Origin of the sequence: Yersinia sp. 2542 StPb PI, assembly GCF_048593855.1 — a bacterium.
In the GTDB taxonomy this organism is placed as follows: Bacteria; Pseudomonadota; Gammaproteobacteria; order Enterobacterales; family Enterobacteriaceae; genus Yersinia; species Yersinia enterocolitica_E.
On sequence record NZ_JAZGQA010000315.1, the window covers coordinates 1 to 2,737 of the forward strand.

Here is a 2,737-nt window from a genome sequence, read left to right on the forward strand (position 1 = left end):
ATCCGACTTCTGCTGTTGGCACTCACCGCAGAACAATCACTAGATTTCATTATCTATACCGCCATTATGGGCGGAGTGGTAATGATAATAGGTATGTTGATTAACAAACACGATATTCAACAGCGAGGAGTCCCCTATGCGGTTGCGATTACCTCGGGCTTTTTATTATCGCTATTCACCTAAAAAATAAAGACCCGTCAATTAAGTAATAATACAAGGTTATTTTAATGAATCGTAAGTTTCTTTTATTATTTTCAATCCTGATTGTCGCCATCGGGGCTGCCGGTATTATGATCAATGCCAAGAATGATGAACATACACCCTATAATTTCATCGATTCAAATAAAGAAAAAGAAGTTGAGATTGTCCTGGCACAGTCAATACATGATCTCTCTTCAGGTACCCTACTGACTCAAAACGATTATGCACTAAAAGCCATCATGGTACCTGAATCAAGTGAATTAATAAAAAGCAACATGTCAGGAAAAACAGGCATCAACAGTCATTTACTGAAAGTAAACCTTGCAGCGGGTTCTTATATTACAACAGCAGTTTTGGCTTCACCCGACAGTGATGAATTCAATTACCTTAACTTAAAAAAAGGGGAAGTCATTTATAAATTCAATATTAATCAGAACAATGGGTATTTGTTGGACACATTGCAGGTAGGTGATTCCCTCTCATTTCAATTAAGAGTGCTTGAGACAGACAAAAACAAAGGTATGAATAGTGGCACAGTGATTAACACGAAAGAGTTGAGCGATAAAAAAAGTCAAACCTTTTCGTTGAATGAAATCATTCCCGCAATGAGAGTAATAAGAATAAAAAAGTATTCGACAGACGAATTATCAGAAAAAAATAACAAAAATCAAAAGACTGAAGAGGTCGTAACTGGTTATATATCCGTCATCATTAAAAGGGAGGAACTAGACATCATTCATATTGCAGAAAAGTCGGGTGATATCGTTCTGGCGCCGAGTATAGTTACTGGCAATAATCAATCAACAAATATATATGACATCATACCTAAACTACGCATAACAAGAGAGCTAAGAGGATGAGAACACCCAGGCCAGAATATATCAGTTGGAATAAACTGTTTTTACTCTTCGCCATTGCAATCGGCCAAATAATTGTCAATCAGGCATATGCCAAGCCTGTTTACTTATCGTCAGGCGAATCATATATCATAAAAACAGAGGAGGAGATTGATACTGTTTTTGTCTCCGCCGCTGCGATTGCTGATTATGAACTGGTTGGTAAAAATAGCATTATTGTTTATGCAAAAAAAGAAGGAACAGCAGAGTTTATCTTATTTAATAAAGATAATCATCCAATGAAAAAAACTGCCGTCATGGTAAATGACATTATTACCTCAGCCTATCAGAGAATAAAAATTGAATATCCTGATAGCAACATAGAAATCAATAAAATTGGTAATGGCTATCTGCTGACGGGTAAAGCAGAGTCAGAAGAGGCGAAAGACACTATTGCAGCTATTGTCGGTGAAGCAATAAATAAGAAAAGAGAGAAGAATCGCGAAGACCAACATTTTAATAACCCTGATTACTTAGGGGTAATAAATAAGATTAAACTCCCTGAATCTAACCAGGTAAATGTGAAATTAACCATTGCTGAGGTGACTAAAGACTTTAGTGAGAATATAGGGGTAGATTGGAGCAGCATCAACGAAGCATCTGTTGGCTCCTTTCAGTTTTTAAAATTCAATGCCACCGGAATTAGCACATTAGTTCATGCCATTAATGATGATTCTATTGCTCGTGTTCTGGCCGAACCTAATCTATCGGTACTGTCCGGTGAAAGTGCCTCATTTTTAGTTGGTGGCGAAATACCAATGTTTAATACCACCCAAAACAGCACCGTAATTAAATACAAAACTTATGGTATCAAGCTAAACATTGCGGCCAAGGTAAATGAAAAAAATCGTATCCGCATTAGCATGGAAGAAGAGGTCAGTAGTGTAGATAAAGTATTTAACGTCGAAGGGGGTAATTCGTATCCTTCATTACGTACGCGTAAGGCAGCGACCACATTAGAACTTGGTGATGGTGAAAGCTTTATTCTAGGTGGTTTGATCAGTAAATCAGAGCGAGAATCCCTTAAAAAGATCCCCTTCATTGGTGATATTCCTATATTAGGGGCATTTTTCCGCAATGCACAAACGCAAAAGAATCAAACCGAACTGGTGGTCGTCGCCACCGTCAGCCTGGTGAAGCCGGTTGCCGGAAAGGACGTAGAATTACCTGATTTTATGCACACATCAACACTGGAACGCTTATTTAATTTCACTCATATAATGGAAATAAAAAGAAAAAAAGTGGCTAAGGAATTCCTACGAAAAGGTGGTTTTATAAAATGAAACTATGGATAGTTGGCAGTATTATCTTTCTCTCCAGCATTGCACACGCCTCATTTATTATCGAGCCAAATGAGAATGACCAGGCCTGTTCATTAGCTAAAAGAGACTTGTTAGCAACAGATAAAAATCAGTCATTATCTACACCTGTTTTGCAAAGAGATAACGAGCAACGATGCAAATATCAACGCAATGATTATCGGATATCCCGGGATAGCGAAGTAGGATGCGCATTAAATAAAAATAGAATTCTTTCAAAATCACGCAATCAAAGTAATTGCTTTTAATGGTGACATATGCAATTAATTCTTAACAAAGATTCAATAAACAAAAAAAATAATAAGATAAAAAACACTATTG

Annotated in this window: 3 protein-coding genes and 1 pseudogene; 3 read left to right on the forward strand and 1 reads right to left on the reverse strand. The window is 37.0% G+C overall.

Annotated features, from left to right (window positions below; all coding sequences use genetic code 11):
* From V1952_RS21040 to V1952_RS21050, 3 genes and pseudogenes are all read left to right on the forward strand, one after another.
* Nucleotides 1–183: pseudogene (locus V1952_RS21040) on the forward strand (tight adherance operon protein); the annotation flags it as partial.
* A gap of 44 nt (nt 184–227) precedes the next feature.
* Nucleotides 228–1,061, forward strand: coding sequence for a tight adherance operon protein (locus tag V1952_RS21045; protein WP_420075474.1), 834 nt, complete (start codon nt 228–230; stop codon nt 1,059–1,061).
* Nucleotides 1,058–2,380 carry a type II and III secretion system protein family protein gene (locus tag V1952_RS21050; protein WP_420075475.1) on the forward strand — a complete coding sequence of 441 codons (1,323 nt, stop codon included), beginning with the start codon at nt 1,058–1,060 and terminating at the stop codon, nt 2,378–2,380. The genes V1952_RS21045 and V1952_RS21050 overlap by 4 nt, the downstream gene beginning before the upstream one ends.
* A 134-nt stretch (nt 2,381–2,514) precedes the next feature.
* On the opposite strand, the gene V1952_RS21055 is transcribed toward V1952_RS21050, so the two are convergent.
* The gene (locus V1952_RS21055; protein ID WP_420075476.1) at nt 2,515–2,565 is read right to left on the reverse strand and encodes a hypothetical protein; all 51 of its coding nucleotides are present in this window, start codon (nt 2,563–2,565) and stop codon (nt 2,515–2,517) included.
* Nucleotides 2,566–2,737 lie beyond the last annotated feature (172 nt).

Excerpts from the sequence above, each read along its gene's own strand:
- V1952_RS21050 (WP_420075475.1), top strand. The coding sequence starts at position 1,058 with ATGAGAACACCCAGGCCAGAATATATCAGTTGGAATAAACTGTTTTTA.
- V1952_RS21045 (WP_420075474.1), top strand. The coding sequence starts at position 228 with ATGAATCGTAAGTTTCTTTTATTATTTTCAATCCTGATTGTCGCCATC.